The sequence below is a fragment of the Cronobacter sp. HA18006 genome (assembly GCF_011605445.1).
Taxonomy (GTDB): Bacteria; Pseudomonadota; Gammaproteobacteria; order Enterobacterales; family Enterobacteriaceae; genus Cronobacter; species Cronobacter sakazakii.
Genome location: NZ_JAANQB010000024.1, coordinates 1 through 22453, shown reverse-complemented (window position 1 = coordinate 22453; position 22453 = coordinate 1). Strand labels below are relative to the sequence as shown.

Sequence of the window (22453 nt, the reverse complement as noted above, 5' to 3'; positions counted from 1 at the left end):
AGGAATGGAATTCGCTTTTTATATCTGCGCCCTTGTGGCGGTCCTGACCACCGCCCGGGTGATCACCCACAGCAATCCGGTACACGCGCTGCTGTACCTGATTATCTCGCTGCTGGCGATCGCAGGCGTCTTTTTCTCACTCGGCGCTTACTTCGCCGGTGCGCTGGAGATCATCGTCTACGCAGGCGCCATCATGGTGCTCTTCGTGTTCGTGGTCATGATGCTCAACCTCGGCGATTCCGTGGTGCGTCAGGAGCGCGAATGGCTCAAACCGCAAATCTGGATTGGCCCTGGCATTCTCTCGGCGGTTCTGCTGGTGGTGATTGTCTACGCCATTCTGGGCGTTAACGATCAGGGCATTGAAGGCAATCCGATTAGTGCGAAAGCCGTCGGTAAAGACCTGTTCCAGACTTACGTACTGGCGGTCGAACTGGCTTCCATGCTGCTGCTGGCAGGCCTGGTCGTGGCCTTCCATCTTGGCCGTGAAGAGAAAGCGGGCGATGTGGTAAGCGTGCGCGGCGGTGCTCCGTCGGACGCGTCGAAAAGAAAAACGGAGGAGCGCGCATGATCCCGTTACAACATGGACTGATCCTGGCGGCTATTCTGTTCGTCCTGGGTCTGACCGGTCTGGTTATCCGTCGCAATCTGCTGTTTATGCTGATTGGGCTGGAAATCATGATTAACGCCGCCGCGCTGGCCTTCGTGGTCGCGGGCAGCTACTGGGGTCAGACCGACGGTCAGATAATGTATATCCTGGCGATTAGCTTAGCCGCGGCAGAAGCCAGTATCGGCCTTGCGCTGCTGCTGCAACTCCATCGTCGTCGCCAGAACCTGAATATCGATTCAGTAAGTGAGATGCGTGGATGAACCTGCTCGCATTAACCATTATTTTGCCATTGATTGGCTATATTCTGCTCGCCTTCTCCCGCGGTCGCTGGTCGGAAAACCTCTCCGCGACGGTTGGGGTCGGCTCTGTGGGTCTGGCGGCGCTGGTCACCGCTTACGCTGGCATTGATTTCTTTAATAACGGCAAGCAGGCGTTTTCTCTGCCGCTGTGGACCTGGATGTCAGTTGGCGATTTCAACATCGGCGTTAACCTGGTACTGGATGGCCTTTCGCTGACCATGCTCTCCGTGGTCACCGGCGTGGGCTTCCTGATCCACATGTTCGCGTCCTGGTATATGCGCGGCGAAGAGGGCTATTCCCGCTTTTTCGCGTACACCAACCTGTTTATCGCGAGCATGGTTGTGCTGGTGCTCTCCGATAACCTGCTGCTGATGTACCTCGGCTGGGAAGGCGTGGGCCTTTGCTCCTATCTGCTGATCGGTTTCTACTACACCGATCCGAAGAACGGAGCCGCCGCGATGAAAGCGTTTGTCGTGACCCGTGTGGGTGACGTCTTCCTCGCGTTCGCGCTGTTCATCCTCTACAACGAACTCGGCACGCTGAACTTCCGTGAAATGGTTGAACTGGCGCCGCAGCATTTTGCCAACGGCAACGAAATGCTGCGCTGGGCGACGCTGATGCTGCTTGGCGGCGCGGTGGGTAAATCCGCGCAGCTTCCGCTCCAGACCTGGCTTGCGGACGCGATGGCAGGCCCGACGCCGGTTTCAGCGCTGATCCACGCGGCGACCATGGTGACCGCAGGCGTTTATCTGATCGCCCGTACCCACGGCCTGTTCCTGCTGACGCCGGATGTTCTGCATCTGGTTGGTATCGTTGGTGCCATTACGCTGGTGCTGGCGGGTTTCGCCGCGCTGGTGCAGACCGACATCAAACGTGTTCTCGCGTATTCCACCATGAGTCAGATTGGCTACATGTTCCTGGCGCTTGGCGTTCAGGCATGGGATGCGGCGATTTTCCACCTGATGACGCACGCGTTCTTTAAAGCGCTGTTGTTCCTCTCGTCCGGCTCCGTCATTCTGGCGTGCCATCACGAGCAGAACATTTTCAAAATGGGCGGCCTGCGTAAATCCATTCCGCTGGTTTACGCCTGCTTCCTGGTGGGTGGCGCGGCGCTTGCGGCTCTGCCGGTCGTGACCGCAGGCTTCTACAGTAAAGATGAAATTCTGTGGGGCGCTGCTGCTAACGGCCATAACTACTTAATGCTGGCGGGTCTGGTTGGCGCGTTCCTGACGTCCATCTATGCCTTCCGCATGATTTTCATCGTGTTCCACGGCGAAGAAAAAATTCACGCACACGCAGGGAAGGGGATCACCCATCATCTGCCGCTTATCGTGCTGCTGGTGCTTTCCACCTTTGTCGGCGCGCTGATTACGCCGCCGCTGGCGGGCGTATTGCCGGAAAACCACTTCGGTCACGAAGGCAAAATGGCGCTGGAAATCACCTCGGGTGTGGTAGCGATTGTCGGTATCCTGATCGCAGCCTGGCTGTGGCTTGGCAAGCGTACGCTGGTTACCGCCGTCGCCAAAAGCGCGCCGGGTCGTTTCTTCGGTACCTGGTGGTATCACGCCTGGGGCTTCGACTGGCTGTATGACAAAGTCTTCGTTAAGCCTTTCCTGGGTATCGCCTGGCTGCTGCAACGCGATCCGCTGAATGCGCTGATGAACATTCCGGCCATCCTTTCCCGCTATGCAGGCCGCGGTCTGCTACTGAGCGAGAACGGTTACCTGCGCTGGTATGTCGCATCCATGAGCGTCGGTGCGGTGGTCGTGCTGGTGTTGCTGATGGTGTTGCGTTGATTCATAAGTGAATTTTAAAAGAATTCGTTGAAAATCAAGTCCGAAAGGACAGGCGTTATCAGCGAAGCCACCGTGGAGACTCTCTGCGCGCAGCGGGATTCACGGTGGCGAGTAAGATAGCCTGAGCTGGACTTAAACAAGGAACAAAAATCGCCATGTTACTACCCTGGCTAATACTGATTCCCTTTATCGGCGGCTTCCTGTGCTGGCAGACCGAACGCTTCGGCGTCAAGGTGCCGCGCTGGATTGCGCTGATTACGATGGGACTGACGCTGGCGCTCGGCCTGCAACTCTGGTTGCAGGGCGGCTACTCCCTGACGCAATCCGGTGAGTTTCCGAAGTGGCAGGACCAGTTCATTCTCGACTGGATCCCGCGTTTTGGGATCACTATCCATTTAGCCATCGACGGGCTGTCGCTGCTGATGGTGGTACTGACGGGCCTGCTTGGCGTGCTGGCGGTGCTCTGCTCCTGGAATGAAATTGAGAAATATCAGGGCTTCTTCCATCTCAACCTGATGTGGATCCTGGGCGGCGTGATTGGCGTGTTCCTCGCCATCGACATGTTCCTGTTCTTCTTCTTCTGGGAAATGATGCTGGTGCCGATGTACTTCCTGATTGCCCTGTGGGGCCATAAGGCATCGGACGGTAAAACACGTATCACCGCGGCGACCAAATTCTTCATCTATACCCAGGCGAGCGGTCTGGTGATGTTGATTGCCATCCTGGCGCTGGTATTTGTGCACTACAACGCCACCGGCGAGTGGACGTTCAACTACGAACGCCTGCTGAAAACGCCGATGTCTCACGGTGTCGAATACCTGCTGATGCTGGGCTTCTTCATCGCATTTGCGGTGAAAATGCCGGTGGTGCCGCTACACGGCTGGCTGCCGGACGCGCATTCCCAGGCACCGACCGCAGGTTCCGTTGACCTCGCGGGGATCCTGCTGAAAACCGCGGCCTACGGTCTGCTGCGCTTCTCGCTGCCGCTGTTCCCGAACGCCTCTGCCGAATTCGCGCCAATCGCGATGTGGCTTGGCGTAATCGGTATTTTCTACGGCGCGTGGATGGCCTTCACCCAGTACGACATCAAACGTCTTATCGCATACACCTCCGTTTCCCACATGGGCTTTGTGCTGATAGCCATCTATACCGGCAGCCAGCTCGCTTATCAGGGTGCGGTGATTCAGATGATCGCTCACGGTCTTTCCGCGGCGGGTCTGTTTATTCTGTGCGGCCAGCTCTATGAGCGCCTGCATACTCGCGATATGCGCCAGATGGGCGGCCTGTGGAGCAAAATCAGATGGCTGCCGGCGCTGTCGATGTTCTTTGCCGTGGCGACGCTCGGTATGCCGGGCACCGGTAACTTCGTCGGCGAATTCATGATCCTGTTCGGCAGCTTCCAGGTGGTGCCGGTGATTACCGTCATCTCGACCTTCGGTCTGGTGTTCGCGTCCGTTTACTCACTGGCGATGCTGCATCGCGCGTACTTCGGTCAGCCGAAGAGCGAGGCGGCGCGTCAGGAGATTCGCGGCCTGTCGCCGCGCGAGCTGTTTATGATCCTGCTGCTGGTGGTGCTTCTGGTACTGCTGGGCTTCTATCCCCAGCCAATTCTGGATACATCCTATTCGGCGATGAGCAATATTCAGCAGTGGTTTACCGATTCTGTTTCAACTACAAGGCCGTAATTCGCCATGACAATAACTACTCAACAATTGATCGCGCTGCTACCGCTGCTGATCGTCGGATTGACGGTGGTAGTTGTGATGCTCTCCATTGCGTGGCGACGTAATCACTTCCTCAATGCCACGCTGTCCGTTGTTGGCCTGAACGCCGCGCTGCTGTCGCTGTGGTTCGTGGGTCAGGCGGGCGCGATGGACGTCACGCCGCTGATGCGCGTGGACGGTTACGCCATGCTGTATACCGGCCTGGTGCTGCTGGCGAGCCTCGCCACCTGTACCTTCGCCTATCCGTGGCTGCAGGGCTACAACGATAACAAGGAAGAGTTTTATCTGCTGGTGCTGATCGCAGCGCTGGGCGGTATTCTTCTGGCGAACGCCAATCATCTGGCGTCTCTGTTCCTGGGTATCGAGCTTATCTCTCTGCCGCTGTTTGGTCTGGTCGGTTATGCGTTCCGTCAGAAACGCTCGCTGGAAGCGGCGATCAAATACACCATTCTGTCTGCCGCAGCGTCGTCTTTCCTGCTGTTTGGTATGGCGCTGGTGTACGCGCAGTCCGGCAGCCTGTCGTTCGTCACGCTCGGTAAGAGCCTCGCGGACAACATGCTGAGCGAGCCGCTGCTGCTGGCGGGTCTGGGCCTGATGATTGTCGGCCTGGGCTTTAAACTCTCCCTGGTGCCGTTCCATCTCTGGACGCCGGATGTTTACCAGGGCGCACCTGCGCCGGTTTCCACTTTCCTGGCGACCGCGAGCAAAATCGCTATCTTCGGTGTGGTGATGCGTCTGTTCCTCTATGCGCCGGTAGGTGACAGCGAGGCGGTGCGCGTGGTGTTAGGTGTTCTGGCCTTCGCCTCCATCCTCTTCGGTAACCTGATGGCGCTGACCCAGACCAACATTAAGCGTCTGCTCGGTTATTCATCCATCTCCCATCTGGGCTACCTGCTGGTCGCGCTGATTGCGCTGAAAAGCGGCGATATGTCGATGGAAACCGTGGGCGTTTACCTGGCGGGTTATCTCTTCAGCAGCCTCGGCGCGTTTGGCGTGGTGAGCCTGATGTCCAGCCCGTATCGCGGCCCGGACGCGGATTCGCTCTACTCCTACCGCGGCCTGTTCTGGCACCGTCCGATTCTCTCGGCCGTAATGACCGTGATGATGCTGTCGCTGGCGGGTATTCCGATGACGCTCGGCTTTATCGGTAAATTCTACGTGCTGGCCGTCGGTGTGCAGTCCAACCTGTGGTGGCTGACCGGTGCGGTAGTCGTGGGCTCTGCGATTGGTCTCTACTACTACCTGCGCGTGGCGGTGAGCCTGTACCTGAACGCGCCGCAGCAGCTCAACCGCGATGCGCCGTCCAACTGGGCATACAGCGCGGGCGGTGTCGTGGTGCTGATTTCCGCACTGCTGGTGCTGGTGCTGGGTGTCTGGCCGCAGCCGCTGATTACGCTGGTGCAGCTGGCGAAACCACTGATGTAAGCCTTGTGCTTAAGATAAAAACCGCCGTTTACCGGCGGTTTTTTTATGGGCGCTATACCGTGATGGTCAGGAAATCTTCCGCCAGCTCGCTTGCCGGGAAAATGGCCTGGCATTCCGCGAGCAGCCGCTGACACTCTTCTGCGCTATAACGTGAACTAAAGTGCGTCATCAACAGGCGCTTCGCGCCCGCGTCTCTGGCAACCTCAGCCGCCTGCTGTGTGGTCGAGTGCCCGCGTCCGTTAGCTTTCTCCGCCATCGCCGCTTCAAGCGTGGTTTCATGGACCATCACATCCACATCGCGGGCGAGATTAACCGCCTGCGGTGTCGGGCCGGTATCGCCGAAAATGGCTATTTTTTTGCCGGGGCGGGGCGCGCTCAGGTAATCCGCGCCGCACACCGTGCGCCCGTCAGCGAGCGTCACCGTCTCGCCGCGCTTGAGCTGCTGAAACAGCGGCCCTGGCATAACGCCCGCCGCTTTAAGACGCGCGGCGTCCAGCGCGCCGGATTTATCCTGCTCCTCGATCCGGTAGCCGTAACATTCCACCGGATGCGTCAGCGGGTACGCGGTCACGGTAAGCTCGCCATCGTCCAATAGCTGCCCTTCGGTAATCTCATGCACGTTTAACGGGTAGCTGGTCCAGGAGCCGCTCAGACGTAGCGTGGTTTCGACAAATTCCGCGATGCCCTTTGGGCCGTAAATCTCAAGCGGCGTCTCGCAGCCTGCCATGGAGCGGCTACACAGCAGGCCCGGCAGCCCGAAGATATGATCGCCGTGCAGGTGCGTGATAAAGATTTTTTCTATTTTGCCGGGAGTGGCCGTGGCGCGCAGCATCTGATGCTGGGTGCCTTCGCCGCAGTCAAAAAGCCACAGCCCGGAGCGATTGTTTTGCGGGTTCAGGACAATGGCCGTCACGTTGCGGGTGGTGGACGGCAGCCCGGCGCTGGTGCCTAAAAATGTCAGTTCCATGAGGAATTTACTCTGTACGATTGCGCGAAAGCTTTTAGTATAACGAGGAAAGCCGCACACTCTGGAGCCCAATATGATCGACTGGCAGGATAAACATCACGCCGAGCTGGATGTCCCGACGCTGTACGCGCTGCTGAAGCTGCGCTGTGAAGTATTTGTGGTTGAACAAACGTGTCCTTATCTGGATGTGGACGGCGAAGATCTGGTGGGCGAAAACCGTCATCTGCTGGCCTGGCGCGATAATCAGCTGATTGCTTATGCGAGGATTCTGAAAAGTGACGATCCATATGCGCCGGTCGCGATAGGGCGGGTTATTGTTTCAGGTGCCGCACGGGGTGAAAAGCTGGGTGTTGAACTCATGAAACGCGCGGTTGAGAGCTGCGAGCGCAACTGGCCGCAAAGCCCGCTATACCTGAGCGCACAGGCGCACCTGCAGGCGTTTTACGCACAGTTTGGTTTTGTCCCGGCCACGGAGATCTACGACGAAGACGGCATCCCGCACATCGGGATGCGGCGCGAACCGCGTCCAGGCAAAAAAGCGTGAGTGTGTCTATAGTTAGCAAACCGGTAACTTGATAACACGGAGACCAGTTATGCCTTTATCTTCACAACCTTATGAAACGCGTGTCGACGATGACCTGACTCTGCTGAGCGATACTCTGGAAGAGATCCTGCGCTCGTCCGGCGATCCAGCGGATCAAAAGTATGTTGAACTGAAAGCGCGTGCCGAGCAGGCGCTGCATGACGTAAAAAACCGCGTCAGCACCGCGTCCGACAACTACTACTTCCGCGCCAAACAGGCGGTCTATCGTGCCGATGACTATGTGCATGAAAAACCGTGGCAGGGCGTTGGTATCGGTGCCGCTGCGGGTCTGGTGCTGGGCCTGCTGTTAGCCCGCCGTTAATCCTCCGCACATCGCGCACCGGCGCATCCGTCTAGGGTGCGCCATTTTTTTTGCGCGCAAAGCCCTGTAGAATGCAGGGTTTTAAGCAGAGGAAAGGAAACCTGTGAATACTCTCGCCGCCGCGCAGGCGTTGGCTGAAAAGGCGCTTGCGGACGTGCCTGATGCGCCCGGTCTCTGCCGTTGCGCGTTTGAATTTTCCCCTGAATTTTACGATTTACTCGCCTGGCTTGGCGCGCAGCCAGGGTTTCCGCAGTTTTACTGGCGCTCTCGTGAAGGCAATGAAGAGGTTGGCACGCTTGGTGCGGCATGCACATTCTCAAGTCTCGACGAGGCGCAGGCGTTTTTACACAAGCATGCGGATACACCAGGCCTTCGTGTCTGGGGGCTGAACGCGTTCGATCCCCAAAATGGACTTTTTTTCCTGCCGCGCCTGGAGCTGCGCCGGGAGGACGATCGCGCCTGGCTGATAGTGAACATTTATAGTGCCTGCTCACAATACAAAGCGGCGCAGGCGTTAAAGCCGCTTATCCACAACCTGCAACCAGCGCGGCACACGCTGTTGCAACGCCCGCCGCGCCGTGTCAGCCGCTGTGATATTCCGCAGGCGCAGCAATGGGCGCAACTGGTTGGCGCGGCGACACACGCTATTGAGCGCGGCGATTTCGCTAAAGTGGTACTGGCGCGCGCCACCGATCTGCGTTTTCTCGCGCAACCGGACGCGACGGCGCTGATGGCCGCAAGCCGCGAGGCTAATCACCACTGCTACCACTTTTATCTGGCCTTCAGCGCGCGCGAGGCGTTTCTTGGCTCGACGCCGGAGCGCTTGTGGCGGCGCAATGGGCTGGCGCTGGATACCGAGGCGCTGGCAGGGACGGTGGAAAATCTTCCCGACGACAGTCAGGCGCAGGCGCGCGCCATCTGGCTGCTGAATGATGATAAAAATCGCCGCGAAAATGCGCTGGTGGTGGAAGACATTCGCGCGCGCCTGGCGCCGATTGCGCACAGCATCACAACGCGGCTGCCGGAGGTGATGCGGCTGCGGCGGGTGCAGCATCTCCGGTGTGCGATGACCGCGCGCCTTTTCGCGCCCGATGACGCCGCGTGCCTGCATCAGCTACAGCCTACCGCCGCAGTGGCCGGGCTGCCGCGCGAGGCGGCGCGCCGTTTTATCGCTGAGCACGAACCGTTTGAGCGGGAATGGTATGCGGGCTCTGCCGGGTATTTGTCGATGGAGCAGTCAGAGTTTTGCGTAAGCCTGCGCTCGGCGCGCCTGAAGGACGAAACAATCCGTATTTACGCGGGTGCCGGGCTGGTGGCGGGCTCGCAGGCCGCGCTGGAGTGGCAGGAGATCGAGAACAAAGCGGCGGCGCTGCTCACGCTTCTGACTTCATGAGCCGAGCCACAACCCGACCCATATCAAAATTCGATTCCGACGAGGCTTTATAATAAACCGGCTAAATTGATACCGGACAAGCTTATGTCGACAAGCACGTTTAACCGCCGCTGGGCGGGCGTCATTCTCGAAGCGCTGAGCCGCCACGGCGTGCGCCATCTTTGCATCGCGCCGGGCTCGCGCTCCACGCCGTTGACGCTCGCCGCCGCGCAACATTCGGCGTTCACGCCGCATACGCACTTCGATGAGCGCGGTCTTGGCCATCTGGCGCTCGGGCTTGCCAAAGCAAGCGGCGAGCCGGTGGCGGTAATTGTCACGTCCGGTACGGCAGTGGCGAACCTTTATCCCGCGGTGATAGAAGCCGGGCTGACGGGCGAAAAACTGGTGGTGATCACCGCCGACCGTCCCCCGGAGCTGATAGACTGCGGCGCGAACCAGGCGATTCGCCAGCACAGCATTTTTGGCTCACACCCCGCCGCCACGCTCGATTTACCGCGCCCCACGCCCTCCATTCCCGCCGCCTGGCTTATCAGCGCCATCGATGAAAAGATGGGCGCGCTAAAGGCAGGCGCGCTGCATATCAACGTACCGTTCGCCGAACCGCTCTATGGCGAGCTGGACGATACCGATCTTACGTGGCAGCAGGCACCAGGCGAGTGGTGGCAGACGACAACACCCTGGCTGCGCTATGAGAACACACAGGCGGTCAACGCGCAGGCAGACTGGCCTTTCTGGCGTGAACAGCGTGGCGTGGTGCTTGCAGGCAGGCTGACGGCGCAGGAGGGCGAAGCCGTTGCGCAGTGGGCGGCGCGTCTTGGCTGGCCGCTCATTGGCGATGTGCTCTCGCAAACCGGCCAGCCACTGCCGTGCGCCGATCTCTGGCTCGCGCACCCGCGTGCCGCCGCGCTGCTCGCGCAGGCGCAGATTGTCGTTCAGTTTGGCGGCAGCCTGACCGGCAAGCGCGTGTTGCAGTGGCAAAGCGAATGTCGCCCGCAGGATTACTGGATTGTCGATCCACTTTCAGGGCGGCTCGATCCGGCACACCACCGCGGGCGTCGGATTGTGGCGGATATCTGCGCCTGGCTTGAACACCATCCGGCGCACCCCATGATGCCGTGGGCCGAGCCGCTGGAAGGGCTGGCGGCGCAGACACAGCGTATCGTGGCGCGCGAACTCACTGAGTGGGGCGAGGCGCAGGTGGCGTACCGCCTGCCGGAACTGCTGCCGCCAGACGGCCAGCTCTTTCTCGGCAACAGCCTGACGGTGCGGCTGGTGGATGCGCTGGCGCAGTTGCCCGCCGGCTACCCGGTCTATGGTAACCGCGGCGCGAGCGGCATCGACGGGCTGGTTTCTACCGCGGCGGGCGTACAGCGCGCCACCGGAAGACCTACGCTTGCCGTGTTGGGCGATCTCTCCACGCTTTACGATCTCAACGCGCTGGCGCTCCTGCGCGACGCGCCCGCGCCTTTCGTGCTGATCGTCGTGAACAACAACGGCGGGCAGATTTTCTCCATGCTCCCGACGCCCGCCCGCGAGCGCGAAAAATTTTACTGTATGCCGCAAAACGTCAGCTTTGCGCCCGCGGCGGCGATGTTTTCGCTGAATTATGACGCGCCGGAGAGCCTGGCCGCGCTTAAAGAGGCGGTGACGCGCGCGTGGCGTTCGTCGATCGCGACCGTCATTGAACTGCGCGTCCCGGAAACCGCGGGTGCGCAGGTATTCTCGCGTTTACTTAAAGCGGTGTGCGCCTGATGCCGCTGGCCGCGCATTTTCAGCCAGCCCGCGGCGTCGCGCGGGGCACTATCGTCTGGCTGCACGGTTTTCTCGGCGATCATCGCGAATGGCAGACGGTCGCCGCGGCCTGCGATGAGCATGACCATCTGTTTATCGATCTGCCGGGTCACGGCGGCTCGGCGCATCTTTGCGCCGTTGATTTTGCGCACGTGAACGAACAGCTTATCGCAACGCTAAATAGTTACAACATACTTGAATACTGGCTGGTGGGTTACTCGCTCGGCGGGCGGATAGCGATGTTTCACGCCGCGCAGGGGAATACGCCCGGCCTGCGAGGGCTTGTGGTTGAGGGTGGCCATCCGGGGCTTCTGAATGCCGATGAGCGCGATGCGCGTTGCGTTGCGGACAAAAAATGGGCGCAGCGGTTTCGCGATGAACCGATTGAATCGGTGCTCGACGCCTGGTATCGCCAGCCCGTTTTCGCCACGCTGACAGATGCACAGCGCCGGGAATTAATCACGCTGCGCGCCTGCAATGCCCCCACCGCCCCCACCGCCCTGGCCACGATGCTGGAAGCCACATCGCCTGGCCGCCAGCCGCCGCTGTATGAGCCTTTAGCGCGGCTCTCAGTACCATTTCATTACCTGTGCGGGGAGCGCGATGCAAAATTCCGCGCGCTCGCCGCCACGCTCAATGTGCCTTTGCATGTCATTACTGGCGCGGGCCATAACGCGCACCGGGAAAACCCGGCTGCGGTGGCTCGCTGTCTTAACGCGATTTTGCGCCCCTAACGGAGAACTCCCATGATCTATCCTGATGAAGCGATGCTTTATGCGCCTGCCGAATGGCTCGACTGTTCGGAAGGCTACACCGACATTCGCTACCACAAATCCACTGACGGCATCGCTAAAATCACCATCAACCGTCCGCAGGTGCGCAACGCGTTTCGCCCGCTCACCGTTAAAGAGATGATCCAGGCGCTGGCCGATGCCCGCTATGACGACAATATCGGCGTCATTATCCTCACTGGCGAAGGTGAAAAGGCCTTTTGCGCGGGCGGCGATCAGAAAGTGCGCGGTGACTACGGCGGTTATCAGGACGACGCCGGCGTGCATCATCTCAACGTGCTCGATTTCCAGCGTCAGATCCGCACCTGCCCGAAACCTGTGGTGGCGATGGTGGCGGGTTTTGCGATTGGCGGCGGCCACGTGCTGCATATGATGTGCGATCTGACCATTGCGGCGGAAAACGCCGTCTTCGGCCAGACCGGCCCGAAAGTCGGTTCGTTTGACGGCGGCTGGGGAGCGTCCTATATGGCGCGCATCGTCGGCCAGAAAAAGGCGCGTGAAATCTGGTTCCTGTGCCGTCAGTACGACGCAAAGCAGGCGCTGGATATGGGGCTGGTGAATACCGTCGTTCCGCTGGCGGAGCTTGAGAGAGAAACGGTGCGCTGGTGCCGCGAAATGCTGCAAAACAGCCCGATGGCGCTGCGCTGCCTGAAAGCGGCGCTCAACGCCGACTGCGACGGTCAGGCGGGGCTTCAGGAGCTGGCAGGCAACGCCACCATGCTTTTCTACATGACCGAAGAGGGGCAGGAAGGGCGCAACGCGTTCAACCAGAAGCGCCAGCCAGATTTCAGCAAATTCAAGCGTAACCCATAATGCGCGCGGCTCAGCTTTATCGTTATCAGGTGCCGATGGACGCAGGCGTGGTGCTGCGGGAGCGGCGCCTGAAAACCCGCGACGGCCTGCTGGTGCGCCTTTCTGCCAACGGGGGCGAAGGGTGGGGAGACATTGCGCCGCTGCCGGGGTTTAGCGACGAGACGCTGGACGCGGCGCTGTCTGCCGCGCACGACTGGCTCCGTGCCTGGCAGCGTGGCGACGCACAGCCGCTGCCGGAGGTGGCAAGCGTCGCGTTTGGTTTAAGCCTGGCGCAGGCGGAGCTTCACGGCACGCTGCCCGTGGCCGCGAATTATCACACCGCGCCGCTGTGTACGGGCGATCCGGATGAACTCTTCGCACGCCTTGCCGGGCTGCCCGGCAAGAAAGTCGCCAAAGTTAAAGTGGGGCTGTATGAGGCGGTGCGCGACGGCATAGTGGTCAACCTGCTGCTGGAGGCGATTCCCGATCTCACGCTGCGGCTCGACGCGAATCGCGCCTGGACGCCGCTGAAAGCGCAGCAGTTCGCGAAATACGTTAACCCGGCGTACCGTTCGCGCATCGATTTTATCGAAGAACCCTGCCAAAACCCTGACGATTCCCGCGCGTTCGCCGCCGAAACCGGTATCGCCATCGCCTGGGATGAAAGCCTGCGCGAACGCGATTTTTCCATTACAGCCGAGCCAGGCCTGCGGGCGGTGATTATCAAACCGACGCTCACCGGCAGTCTGCAAACGGTACAGCAGCAGGTGGCGCAGGCTCACGCGCAGTGCCTGACGGCGGTCATCAGTTCCTCCATTGAATCAAGCCTGGGGCTGACCCAGCTCGCGCGGCTTGCCGCCTGGCTGACGCCGGGCGTCACGCCGGGGCTCGATACGCTCGCGCTGATGCAGGCTCAACTGGTGCGCCCGTGGCCGGGCAGCCCGCTGCCGTGCTGGCCTGTGGATGCGCTGGAGCCGCTGCTGTGAGTCTCTTCGACTGGCCGTGGCGTCATTGGGCAAGCATGAGGCCGCATGACATCGCGCTGCGCGCCGACAGTGGCGATATCACCTGGCGCGCGCTCTGCAAGCGGATTGATGCTCTTGCTGCAGGGTTTCATCAGCAGGGCGTGCGCGACGGCGACGGCGTGGCGGTGTGCGCGAAAAACAGCGAACGAACGCTGCTCGCCTGGCTTGCGCTGTTACAGTGCGGCGCGCGTATTCTGCCGCTAAACCCGCAACTGCCGGCACCGTTAATCAACGCGCTGCTGCCGTCGTTCACGTTGCGGTATGCCGTTTGTATCGGTGATGCGCCCGCGCTGCCGGGCCTTACGTTGCTCGACTGGCGCGAGCCTGCGGCGGCGTATGCCGCGGCGTGGCAGGCCGATCGCCTGGTATCCATGACGCTAACGTCCGGCTCCAGCGGCCTGCCGAAAGCTGCCGTTCATACAGCGTTCGCACATCTGGAGAGCGCGAGGGGCGTGCTGAGCCTGATCCCGTTTCATGCCGCCGACTGCTGGCTGCTCTCGCTGCCGCTGTTTCACGTCTCCGGTCAGGGAATATTCTGGCGCTGGCTGCGGGCAGGCGCGCAGCTGGCGGTACGTGATTCCCTGCCGCTTTACGAGGCGCTGGAAGGCTGTACGCACGCCTCGCTGGTGCCGACCCAGCTCTGGCGGCTGTTAGCGATGCCGGAATGTCGCCTGAGCCTCAAAGCCGTGTTGCTCGGTGGTGCTGCGATCCCGGTTGCGCTGACGCAAGCGGCGGCACAGCGGGATATCGCCTGCTGGTGCGGCTATGGGCTGACGGAGTTTGCCTCGACGGTGTGCGCGAAACGCGCCGATGGCGAGGCTGATGTAGGTGTGCCGCTGCCGGGGCGCGAGGTGATGCTCGCGGGCGATGAGATCTGGCTGCGTGGCAGTAGCATGGCCGCTGGCTACTGGCGTGACGGCGCGCTGGTGCCGCTCACCAATGCGCAGGGCTGGTTCGCCACCCGCGACCGCGGTGCGTGGCGCGACGGCAAATTACTGGTGCCCGGACGGCTGGATAATCTTTTTTTCTGCGGTGGGGAAGGCGTTCAGCCGGAGGCGGTCGAGCGCGTGCTGAGCCAGCATCCGCAGGTGCGGCAGGCGTTTATCGTCCCGCTGGAGGATAACGAGTTCGGCGCGCGGCCGGTGGCAGTCATCGAGTGTGAGGCGTCATTTGAGCCACAGGCGCTGCGCCTGTGGGCAAGCGATAAGCTGGCGCGATTTGAGCAGCCGGTTGCCTGGCTTCGGCTGCCGGAGACGCTTAAAAACGGCGGGATTAAAATTTCCCGCCGGGCGCTACGCGACTGGGTAAACCAGCTGGCGATTGCGGATTCAGGGACGCTGGATATTCACTAGCTGCTTCGTATGCCAGCGGCTCAACGCGAACACGGTAGTGAGCGCGCCAAGCAGGGCGCAAAACATATCCGACTGGGTGTCCCAGGGATCGCCCTGGGTGCCGAGAAAGTCATCGGCACCTTGTCCCAGCGCCAGCGCCGACCACCATTCGATTAATTCGTAAACGGCGCTAATCGCCAGCGCGATACAGCAGACCACGAAGGCGAGCATTTTACGACCGTGAACGTAGCCGCCGCGCAGCAAAATCTCCCGTGCCGCCAGCGCCGGCACCAGACCCTGAAAAAAGTGTCCCAGTTTGTCGTAAGGATTGCGGCTTAATCCCAGCCACGCCTGAACGTCAAAACCGATGGGCACTTTCGCGTAGGTGTACATACCGCCGACCATCAAAATGATGGCATGGAAGAAAATCAGTACGTAAAGCAGCGGCGTTAACGGATAGCGCGAGTGTGTGGCCAGTAGCAGTGGAACGATAATAATGACCGGCGTCACTTCCATAAGCCAGGTGAGTTTGTCTTTGGCGCTGATGCCGGTGTAAATCAGGATCAGGGCCAGCACCAGCGCTGCGAAGGTTAACGCCGTACGAGATGATGTGACGGTCATAATGATCTGCCAGGAATGTAAAAGGCTAACTATCGGGCAGATATGGCGAAAATACAACGACTTCCCTCGCTGGCGGCATTTTAACTGCCACCAGCGAGGGTGGCTATCAGGAAGAGAGATCGCTCTGCGTTTTCAACGGGCGCTTACGAAGTCGCTTCACCAGCGGCGGTACGATAATCACCAGCGTGGCCATAATGAGCAGGGTTTTGGTGACGCCGCTCTGCCAGAGAATGCCGAGCTCGCCGTTGCTGATAGAGAGCGCGCGGCGCAGGTTCTGCTCCAGCATTTCGCCCAGCACAAAGCCCAGAATCAGCGGCGACATCGGAAAATGCATTTTACGCAGGATATAGCCCAGCACGCCAAGACCCACCATCAGCAGCAGATCAAACGTGGTGCTGTGCACCGCGTAAACGCCCACCGCCGAAACCGCCGCAATCGCTGGCACCAGGAACCACAGCGGAATGGTCAGCATGCGGGTGAAGAGGCCGATCAGCGGAATGTTCATAATAAGCAGCATCACGTTGGCGATAAGCAGCGCCGCGATAAGCCCCCAGACGATATCCGGCTGTTCGGTAAACATCGCAGGCCCCGGCGTGATGTTATAGAGCGTCAGCGCGCCCATCATCACCGCCGTGGTCCCAGAGCCGGGCACGCCTAAGGTCAGCATCGGAATAAACGAGCCGCAGGCCGAGGCGTTGTTTGCCGCCTCCGGCGCCGCCACGCCGCGAATATCGCCTTTGCCGAATGAGCCGTCTTTATCACCGAGCTTTTTCTCGGTCATGTAGGTAATGGCGCTCGCGATGGTCGCCCCCGCGCCCGGCAGAATACCGACAAAAAAGCCAATTACCGACGAGCGCAGCGTCGCGCCGGTACAGGCGGCGGCTTCTTTAGCGTTAAACAGCATCCGCCCGGTTTTGCGCACCAGCGTCTGGCCGCTGCTGGTGCTCTCCAGCATCAGCAGAATTTCGGAAACCGAGAACAGGCCAATCACCACCACGATAAACTGCACGCCATCCGAGAGATGCACGCTGTCAAACGTAAAGCGATACACGCCGGTGTTGGCATCCACACCGACCGTCGCAAGCCCGAGGCCAATCAGCGCGGCCAGGAATGATTTCAGCGGGTTTTGCGCCATCATGCTGCCAAGACAGGCGATGGCAAAGACCATCAGGGCGAAATATTCCGCCGGACCGAACGCCAGTGACCACTCCGCCAGCACCGGTGCAAAAAGGATGATGCCAAAAATCGCGATAAACGAGCCGACGAACGAGCTGACGGCGGAGATAGAGAGCGCCACGCCACCGCGCCCCTGCTGCGCCATCGGGTAGCCGTCCAGCGCCGTCATGATCGCCGCCGCGTCGCCCGGTACATTAAGCAGTATCGATGAAATGCGCCCGCCATATTCACAGCCGATATAGACCGTGGCGAGCAGGATCAGCGCCGATTCCGCCGGCAGATGAATCGCGAACGCCAGCGGCAGCAGAATAGCGACGCCGTTAATCGGCCCGAGGCCCGGCAGCAGCCCGACGATGGTGCCGACGAAACAGCCAATCAGCGCAATCAGCAGATTGGTGGGCGTCAGCGCGACGGCGAAGCCCTGTGAGAGATAAAGCCAGGTATCCATAAAAGCTCCCGTTAATTAAGCCAGGCCCCGAGAGGCAGCGTCACGTCAAGCAGGCGGTCAAAGGCGTACCAGAGCACGCCGCCCATCACCACGCCGGATACCAGCGCCGCCGGTAGCTGCGCGCCGAAAAGCATGCCGATGACCGCCGTCAGCAGCGCGGTGGCGAGCGGAAAGCCCAGCCATTCAAAGCCCCCGGCGTAGAGCAACAGCACAATCACCATCACCACCAGCCGTTGCAGCACGGCGTGATGTGGCCAGTCCACGACATCCGGGCGGCGCAGCAGTAGCAGTACCGCGCACAGCAGCATCAGCGCGATAATGCCCATCGGGAAAGGGCGCGGCCCAACCGGTTCGTAGGCATACTCGCTGTGGATTTGCCAGCCTACAAACAGCCCGCCGATACAGAGCAGGATCCAGATCCCCGCAAAAATGCGATCGCTCATCACATCCTCCTGCGCTATTTCGCAAGCCCAAAGGCTTTGGCTTTTTCGCGGTAGTCGTTGACCTGATTTTTCACATATTCATCCAGCGCCTTGCCGGTCAGGTTGAACTCAAACAGGCCGCGCAGATCGCGCTGCTTTTTGAATTCATCGGTTTGCTGGAGTTTTTCGAAAGTCTGGACCCACCACTGGTAATCGGCGTCGCTGACTTTAGGGCCGACATAGAAGCCGCGAATAATAGGCCACACCAGGTCATAGCTCTGCTCTTTGGCGGTGGGTACCTGGGCGAGCTGGCCGGGCAGGCGTTCGTTCGCGAAGACCGCCAGCACCCGCAGTTTATTGCCGGTGAGATAAGGCACCATCTCGCTGAGATCGCCGGATACCGCCTGCACGTGGTTACCCATCAGTGCAGTCACCGGCTCGCCGCCGCCTTCAAAGGCCACGTAGCGCATCTTGTGCGGATCGACGCCCGCTTTCTGCGCCAGCAACGCGGTTTTCATCCAGTCCTGGCTGCCAATCGACGCGCCCGCGCCAAACACCACGCTGTTCGGATCTTTCTCCAGCGCTTTCATCAGATCGCCGAGCGTTTTCCACGGCGAATCGGCGCGCACCGCGATCATGCCGTAATCGGTGCCGACACTCGCGAGCCAGCGCACGTCATCGACGTTATAGCGGCCAAATTTGCCCTGCGAGAGATTGAGCAGCGAGCCGCCGGAAAACGCCACCACGGTGCCCGGTTCGCCGGGGCGCTGGGCCACAATCGCGTTATAGGCCACCGCGCCGACGCCGCCTGGCATATAGGTCACGCGCATCGGTTTTTCCAGCGCGCCGGTTTCCTGAAGGCTCACCTGAATCAGTTTGCAGGTTAAATCGAAGCCGCCGCCGGGCTTGGCGGGCGCGATGCACTCCGGGCGCGACGGCGCTTCTGCCGCCACGGCTTCGGTAAAAGAGAAAGCCAGAGACGTTGCTAACAGGGTAGAGAGAAGTGATGTTTTCATTTTCATCCTCATGCATGACTGCCGTGGTGTTTCTGATTATGTGAACTGCTTTGTAGCGTATCGGTTGCATGATTGTTAAAACTAAAGCCTTTCAGTTTCCTTTCATCGCGACAGAAACTTTACTGGATGTGATATGCGTCTCTTACTGGCTTATCAACACTGAATAATGTGGAGTTATGTCACATTATGTCAGCCACCTTGAATCCCGTTACTTCTGTCGGTTACGTTTATGTCGAGTTATGCCAACGTTCATTGAGAGATGGGGAAAAACCGGATAACCTACCGGACAAACTTTTCACCTTGTCCTGTTGCCATGCCATTAACCGACACAAAAATCAGAAATGCTAAGCCTCATGAGAAGCCTTACTCGCTTCAGGATGGTCAGGGCCTCTATCTTGATGTCAGGCCTACCGGTGCCAAGATATGGCGATACCGGTTCTGGCTGTCACCAAAAAAAGACGGGCGCTATACGATAGGCGAGTACCCTGGCGTCTCCCTGGCTGATGCCAGAAGAGAAAGAGAGTGGGCAAGGGAACAGGTTAGGCAGGGAAAAAATCCAACCATCGTCAAAGACACTGAAAAGCTGATGGTTATGGGTGATGCAGCGAACACCTTCAAATCAATCGCTGAAGAATGGTATGAACGAAAGTGCCAGACCTGGGCAGAGAAAACTCAGATAGTTAATCGTGGATTCCTGGATAAGCACATCCTGCCCGCAATAGGGAAGATACCAGTAAAGGACGTTAAAGCGGCGCACATACTTGCATTGATGCGGAAGCTAGAGAAGGCAGGGAATGCTTATTCCGCAGGAAAGGTGAGACAGATATGTTCAGCCGTTTTTTGCTACGCCGTCGCCACACTGAGAGCTGAAGTCGATCCATCGTATGCCCTTCGCGGCGCGGTGATGCAGAAGCCTACTACACACGCAAGACCGGCAACTACAGAAGAGCTTCGTCAGCTATTTGTCTCGCTAAAAAATTACAAAAGCCCGGTCATGGTTATCTGCATAAAAATGCTGGTTATGACATTCGTGCGTCAACAGGAACTTAGGTTTGCCAAGTGGGAACATATCAGCTTAGAAAAAGCCGAGTGGATAATCCCAAAAGAAGTGATGAAGAAACGCCGCGAACACCGCGTTCCGTTGTGTGACCATGTTATCGCATTGCTGGAAGAACTTAAACCACTGACAGGTGATAAAGAATATCTCTTCCCCAGCCCATCAAAGCCGGGCCAACCAATTGCCAAAACCACCATTAATCGCGCTATCGAGTATCAGGGGTTTGCAAGCGGTGAGATAACCGGGCATGACTTCCGCGCCACGGCATCCACCGCTTTGTATGAGCAAGGCTTCAGGCCAGAAGTGATAGAAGCACAACTGGCTCATCAGCAAAAGAATAGGGTAGCTGCCGCGTACAATCATGCGGAGTATATGAAAGAAAGAAGGGAAATGATGGATTGGTGGGGAGGTGTTATTGCTGGCCTGATCGAGGACAAGAAGTGATTTTATCCTTTATCCACGCATCGACTTCACTGGAAGGCCATCGAACGCTCCTGCCAATCTTAACAGGACGTGGAAATTTACCGTCTCGCATCCATTCATAAATGGTAGGCTTCTTGTAGCCGGTTGCCGCGCACACATCGGTGATCGGCATGAGTGTATCGCTCATTGTTATATCCATTCGATTATCTCCAGGCGTAAAAAAGCCGCCATGAGGCGGCCTGTTCGATGCAGTACTTCTGCGTTGGCTTATTAATCCTCTTCATCGCAATCATCAAGTGAATATCCTTTCAGTTCTTTGCATAGGCGATTTTCCATTTCTTGATGATTTTCCCTCTGCTCGCCGCTGATAAAGTTGTCGATAACCAACCCCGATGAATACGTTCTGTCCCCAAAGAACCATCCGCCCTCATCGTAAAATTCATGGAAAAACTTCAGTTCAGGGAACCAGCTAACCAATTCGTTGATAATTGGCTCTGGAAGCGACCATGCCGTATCAAACTTGATGACCAGCTTTTCGTCACTGCGCTCCACGATTTCCATATCGTAGGCATTCCAATTTGTGCCCCATCGCGCCGTGTTGAACTTGTGCCAGTTGCGCCCGGTCTTTTCTTCTCGGCTTCCAACCGTAAGTTCATCGCCATTAAAAATGAAGGCGGGGGCGGGGATAATCAGGTTGAAGTCGAAAACATAATAGGGTTCAGACGCTTCACACTCAGCGATGCGCTTTGCCCAATTCAGGCGCTCTAACGAATCTATAGATGAATCAGAAGCACGTTCGCGCCAGAAATCAGGAATCTCGCATTTTTCTTTTCGGAAGCAACCAGCAAATAGCTCTGCAATTGACTGCGAGTCACCTGTAATTGTCAGACGGTTTGTTACATGATTTGCCATAACTTACTCCATTAAAAAAACCGCACTCGGCGGGTCATGGTGTTAACTCAAATTCATCGTCCCACGGCGGGAATATCTGCATCCTTCCATGCGACATGATGTACTCCGTCGCCACAGCCATTGAACTTGGCTTCTCGAACTCAAGCATGAACACATCATCGTAAGCCTTCCCTAGCCACCACCCGCCGCCGTACTCCTTCGCGCGCTGAATGAGCACCCACCGACCGGGAGTAATGCGGTGATGTAACTCCCTATAAAAATGCAAGCAACGCCTGAAGCAACTAAATCCACTATAACCTTCGCCATTTCCTCTTTGCTGCGTACAGTGAGATTATTTTTCATCACGACTTCTTACCATCGGCTGAACGCCCGCGCTTTACTCTTAATTCGTATGGCGAGCGGTAGGCGTCAACTGAGCTGACTATGCCATTTTCAAAGCGCTCACCGTTTGCCACGTCGATCAGACGCTTAACATGGCTGTATTTTTTCAGCATGTGACGGTGACGCTCAGCGGGGGTCATGCTGGCGAGCAGCTCATTTTCTTTTTTACGACTTCTGCTTTTTCTTCGTGGCATGATGATACCTCCTGAGTGGAGTATATCGCTTATCCGGCGTAATAGGTCAGCCGTGATGGTGGCTCACTTACTCACCCCCCCCCTGTCTCAAGATTGATGCCCGCGGCGGCGGCTAATTTTTCAGTTAAGAAAAATTCCTCTTTCTCCGCTAACGTTCCAAGATACCCTCGCGTTGAACGACCGATAATTTGCCTTGTGCGCAGGTCTTCCCATTCAGTAAATTTACTCTCACTGTGAGGATGTACGTTCATCTTGGAAACGGCGCTGTAAAAATCAGACTCGCCAACTTTAACCATGATTTTCATCCTCGCTTGACATGGATTGTTCGCTGCGAGCCTTCCAATATCCGTCATAAAATCCATCACCATAAACCACTGGCCTGTTGACTTGCAGATTAGATACGCATGCCTCCAGCTCCGCGTTGCGATTCTCTGCTGCTTCCAGCGCTGCTATCAGCTCAAGCACCGCTTCAGGAGTGCATAGCCGAAAAAACAATTCGTCAGCCTCTCCGTTGTCGCCAACAAATCCGTACTCGTTGTTTTTGTGGTCTGTCAGGAGCACCAGGGAGCCGTCAGCACCGACGCAGCGATATTTGATACTCCCGCTGCCGTCGATTCTGTCGCCGACGCGCCCCGGCGTAGCGGCCAGCGCCGCCGCTTTCAGTTTTGCTGTGTCGGTCATGCCGCACCGCCCTGACGCAGCCAGCGGTTGAGGTATTTGTTGTTATTCACAGATCCGAAGCTGTTGCGTTTCATCAATTCTTCGCGGCTCGGCATCGGTGGTGAGTTCCTTTTTTCGTATTTCGGCGCGCTTGTTCCGGTCGCGTTTTGTGAATCGCCACGGATAATCTAGACACTTCCGAGCCGTTGATAATACTGGTTTTCATATTCTGTCGGTGACATCTGTTCGCTAGAACCATGCCGACGCTTACTGTTATAAAACATTTCGATGTAATCA

Annotated in this window: 26 protein-coding genes; 14 read left to right on the top strand and 12 right to left on the bottom strand. The window is 58.3% G+C overall.

The window, feature by feature from the left end:
• Positions 1-4 precede the first annotated feature (4 nt).
• From nuoJ to nuoN, 5 genes are all read left to right on the top strand, one after another.
• A complete protein-coding gene (nuoJ, locus tag G9X48_RS18090) occupies positions 5-568 on the top strand; it encodes an NADH-quinone oxidoreductase subunit J (protein ID WP_007762766.1) in 564 nt (187 codons plus the stop codon).
• On the top strand, positions 565-867 hold the full coding sequence (gene nuoK, locus G9X48_RS18085) for an NADH-quinone oxidoreductase subunit NuoK (RefSeq protein WP_004388260.1): 303 nt from the start codon (positions 565-567) through the stop codon (positions 865-867). The genes nuoJ and nuoK overlap by 4 nt, the downstream gene beginning before the upstream one ends.
• Positions 864-2702: an NADH-quinone oxidoreductase subunit L gene (gene nuoL, locus G9X48_RS18080; RefSeq protein WP_007869532.1), complete on the top strand. Its 1839-nt coding sequence runs from the start codon at positions 864-866 to the stop codon at positions 2700-2702. Before nuoK ends, nuoL begins: the two co-directional genes overlap by 4 nt.
• 155 nt (positions 2703-2857) lie before the next feature.
• A complete protein-coding gene (nuoM, locus tag G9X48_RS18075; RefSeq protein ID WP_007869529.1) occupies positions 2858-4387 on the top strand; it encodes an NADH-quinone oxidoreductase subunit M in 1530 nt (509 codons plus the stop codon).
• A gap of 6 nt (positions 4388-4393) precedes the next feature.
• Positions 4394-5851: an NADH-quinone oxidoreductase subunit NuoN gene (gene nuoN / locus G9X48_RS18070; RefSeq protein WP_012124162.1), complete on the top strand. Its 1458-nt coding sequence runs from the start codon at positions 4394-4396 to the stop codon at positions 5849-5851.
• 52 nt (positions 5852-5903) lie between these two features.
• On the opposite strand, the gene rnz is transcribed toward nuoN, so the two are convergent.
• Entirely contained in the window at positions 5904-6818 is a 915-nt protein-coding gene (rnz, locus tag G9X48_RS18065) for a ribonuclease Z (protein WP_007864666.1), read from the bottom strand.
• 73 nt (positions 6819-6891) lie between these two features.
• Here rnz and G9X48_RS18060 point away from each other — a divergent pair, with 73 nt between their 5' ends.
• The 8 genes from G9X48_RS18060 (at position 6892) to menE (ending at position 14867) form a co-directional block, all read left to right on the top strand.
• Complete coding sequence (locus G9X48_RS18060) at positions 6892-7362, top strand: GNAT family N-acetyltransferase (RefSeq protein WP_007864668.1); 471 nt, start codon at positions 6892-6894, stop codon at positions 7360-7362.
• A 49-nt stretch (positions 7363-7411) separates the two neighbouring features.
• A complete protein-coding gene (gene elaB, locus G9X48_RS18055; RefSeq protein ID WP_004388266.1) occupies positions 7412-7723 on the top strand; it encodes a stress response protein ElaB in 312 nt (103 codons plus the stop codon).
• Positions 7724-7826: 103 nt separating this feature from the next.
• Positions 7827-9116: an isochorismate synthase MenF gene (gene menF / locus G9X48_RS18050; protein WP_007864670.1), complete on the top strand. Its 1290-nt coding sequence runs from the start codon at positions 7827-7829 to the stop codon at positions 9114-9116.
• An 84-nt stretch (positions 9117-9200) separates the two neighbouring features.
• Positions 9201-10868 (top strand): 2-succinyl-5-enolpyruvyl-6-hydroxy-3-cyclohexene-1-carboxylic-acid synthase, encoded by a 1668-nt coding sequence (gene menD / locus G9X48_RS18045; protein WP_038879980.1) that lies wholly within the window; start codon positions 9201-9203, stop codon positions 10866-10868.
• Positions 10868-11641 (top strand): 2-succinyl-6-hydroxy-2,4-cyclohexadiene-1-carboxylate synthase, encoded by a 774-nt coding sequence (menH, locus tag G9X48_RS18040; protein ID WP_007864693.1) that lies wholly within the window; start codon positions 10868-10870, stop codon positions 11639-11641. The genes menD and menH overlap by 1 nt, the downstream gene beginning before the upstream one ends.
• 12 nt (positions 11642-11653) lie before the next feature.
• Complete coding sequence (gene menB, locus G9X48_RS18035) at positions 11654-12511, top strand: 1,4-dihydroxy-2-naphthoyl-CoA synthase (RefSeq protein WP_004388269.1); 858 nt, start codon at positions 11654-11656, stop codon at positions 12509-12511.
• Entirely contained in the window at positions 12511-13476 is a 966-nt protein-coding gene (gene menC / locus G9X48_RS18030) for an o-succinylbenzoate synthase (RefSeq protein WP_007864696.1), read from the top strand. The genes menB and menC overlap by 1 nt, the downstream gene beginning before the upstream one ends.
• Complete coding sequence (gene menE, locus G9X48_RS18025; protein WP_038879984.1) at positions 13473-14867, top strand: o-succinylbenzoate--CoA ligase; 1395 nt, start codon at positions 13473-13475, stop codon at positions 14865-14867. Before menC ends, menE begins: the two co-directional genes overlap by 4 nt.
• Here menE and G9X48_RS18020 read toward each other — a convergent pair.
• The 4 genes from G9X48_RS18020 to G9X48_RS18005 all read right to left on the bottom strand — a co-directional run bounded on the left by G9X48_RS18020 (position 14844) and on the right by G9X48_RS18005 (position 18529).
• On the bottom strand, positions 14844-15467 hold the full coding sequence (locus G9X48_RS18020; protein WP_012124171.1) for a DUF2238 domain-containing protein: 624 nt from the start codon (positions 15465-15467) through the stop codon (positions 14844-14846). The two genes, menE and G9X48_RS18020, sit on opposite strands and share 24 nt — an antisense overlap.
• A 106-nt stretch (positions 15468-15573) precedes the next feature.
• Positions 15574-17091, bottom strand: a complete 1518-nt coding sequence (locus tag G9X48_RS18015) for a tripartite tricarboxylate transporter permease (RefSeq protein ID WP_004388273.1) — start codon at positions 17089-17091, stop codon at positions 15574-15576.
• Positions 17092-17102: 11 nt separating this feature from the next.
• A complete protein-coding gene (locus G9X48_RS18010) occupies positions 17103-17534 on the bottom strand; it encodes a tripartite tricarboxylate transporter TctB family protein (RefSeq protein WP_007776742.1) in 432 nt (143 codons plus the stop codon).
• 14 nt (positions 17535-17548) lie between these two features.
• The gene (locus tag G9X48_RS18005) at positions 17549-18529 is read right to left on the bottom strand and encodes a tripartite tricarboxylate transporter substrate binding protein (RefSeq protein WP_038880572.1); all 981 of its coding nucleotides are present in this window, start codon (positions 18527-18529) and stop codon (positions 17549-17551) included.
• Positions 18530-18842: 313 nt separating this feature from the next.
• On the opposite strand from G9X48_RS18005, the gene G9X48_RS18000 reads away from it, so the two are divergent.
• Positions 18843-20030 carry an integrase arm-type DNA-binding domain-containing protein gene (locus tag G9X48_RS18000; RefSeq protein ID WP_044593157.1) on the top strand — a complete coding sequence of 396 codons (1188 nt, stop codon included), beginning with the start codon at positions 18843-18845 and terminating at the stop codon, positions 20028-20030.
• On the opposite strand, the gene G9X48_RS17995 is transcribed toward G9X48_RS18000, so the two are convergent.
• From G9X48_RS17995 to G9X48_RS17965, 7 genes are all read right to left on the bottom strand, one after another.
• Positions 19999-20181, bottom strand: coding sequence for an AlpA family phage regulatory protein (locus tag G9X48_RS17995; protein ID WP_223239676.1), 183 nt, complete (start codon positions 20179-20181; stop codon positions 19999-20001). The two genes, G9X48_RS18000 and G9X48_RS17995, sit on opposite strands and share 32 nt — an antisense overlap.
• Before the next feature lie 98 nt (positions 20182-20279).
• Positions 20280-20921, bottom strand: a complete 642-nt coding sequence (locus G9X48_RS17990; protein ID WP_044593158.1) for a hypothetical protein — start codon at positions 20919-20921, stop codon at positions 20280-20282.
• A 341-nt stretch (positions 20922-21262) separates the two neighbouring features.
• A complete protein-coding gene (locus tag G9X48_RS17985; protein ID WP_007864717.1) occupies positions 21263-21496 on the bottom strand; it encodes a hypothetical protein in 234 nt (77 codons plus the stop codon).
• Between the two features lie 71 nt (positions 21497-21567).
• Entirely contained in the window at positions 21568-21792 is a 225-nt protein-coding gene (locus tag G9X48_RS17980) for a hypothetical protein (RefSeq protein ID WP_007864720.1), read from the bottom strand.
• Positions 21785-22177 carry a hypothetical protein gene (locus tag G9X48_RS17975; protein WP_007864723.1) on the bottom strand — a complete coding sequence of 131 codons (393 nt, stop codon included), beginning with the start codon at positions 22175-22177 and terminating at the stop codon, positions 21785-21787. The genes G9X48_RS17980 and G9X48_RS17975 overlap by 8 nt, the downstream gene beginning before the upstream one ends.
• A complete protein-coding gene (locus tag G9X48_RS21675; protein WP_347877709.1) occupies positions 22174-22344 on the bottom strand; it encodes a DUF2737 family protein in 171 nt (56 codons plus the stop codon). Before G9X48_RS21675 ends, G9X48_RS17975 begins: the two co-directional genes overlap by 4 nt.
• Positions 22345-22453, bottom strand: a 109-nt coding sequence (locus tag G9X48_RS17965; RefSeq protein ID WP_131729156.1) for an IS3 family transposase, incomplete at its 5' end; no start/stop codon positions are given. It abuts the gene before it with no gap.